General features: G+C 57.4%; 1 protein-coding gene. It reads left to right on the forward strand.

From position 1 onward, the window contains the following. Positions 1–442: 442 nt before the first annotated feature. Positions 443–1072, forward strand: a 630-nt coding sequence (locus I6F35_RS39515) for a reverse transcriptase domain-containing protein (RefSeq protein ID WP_275945545.1), incomplete at its 3' end; no start/stop codon positions are given.

Here is a 1072-nt window from a genome sequence, read left to right on the forward strand (position 1 = left end):
GGTTGAGGAACACGAACCGGTTCACCCGCATCTGAGGGCTGAAATGTCGCCTCCGTCTACACGGCTTAACAGGTGGAATGCCGATGATGTCGCCGGACAGTTATGACGGCGTGCATCCGAACGCGAGCCCAGATGTAAGACGCTCGCGAGGGGTCATGGGGAGAACGCAGCCAGACCATGGCATCGGCATCGACTTGCGGAAAGCAAGGGAAAAGACTGCGACCGGCAGCCTCACCAATACGATGACGTCCAGCATATGAACGAGGGAAGGCATGATGGAATGCCCACGATGCTTTGCATCGCAAGGGAGTTGACCCTGATGTCCACCATGCTGGCGGAGTTTCCGTAGTAGTCCGCGGCAGGGAAAGCCTGCCACATGGCGAAGGGGAACAGTTCGAACTGCTTGGAGTGCAAACTACCTGACCGAATGAGGTGAAGACCTTTGATAATCAGTGAAATGCAGCACAAGATCGCGACATGGGCCGAGAGCGATCCGAACCGAAGGTTCGATCGCCTCCTTCGGCTGATTGCCAACCGGGAATGGCTTGCCGAGGCCGCTCGGATTGTTCTGGCGTCAAGTGGCGCACGAACACCGGGCATCGACGGAATAGATAAGCAACGATTGCAGGTCAGATTGGATCAGCATCTGGATGACCTGCGGAAAAGCCTGCTGGAGGAGAGTTATCGCCCCCAGCCGGTGAAGCGGATCTATATCCCGAAAACCAACGGCAAGCTACGCCCACTGGGTATTCCGACTCTGACGGATCGCATCGTCCAACGAGCCATGCTCATGGCTATGGAGCCAATCTGGGAAAGCGACTTCCATCGCCTATCCTATGGCTTCCGGCCTGAACGGAGCGTGCACCATGCCGTCCGCACCGTGAAGATACAGCTTCAAGATGGAGCCGACACGACGAGGGGCCGCTGGATCATCGAAGGTGATCTGGCAAGCTACTTCGACACGGTCCATCACCGGCTGCTTGTCAGATGTGTGCGGCGACGCGTGCAGGATGGGCGGTTTGTTGATCTTCTCTGGCGGTTCCTGAAGGCAGGTCACATTGACCGTGACCTG

Origin of the sequence: Bradyrhizobium sp. BRP22 (assembly GCF_020194175.1) — a bacterium.
Taxonomy (GTDB): domain Bacteria; phylum Pseudomonadota; class Alphaproteobacteria; order Rhizobiales; family Xanthobacteraceae; genus Bradyrhizobium.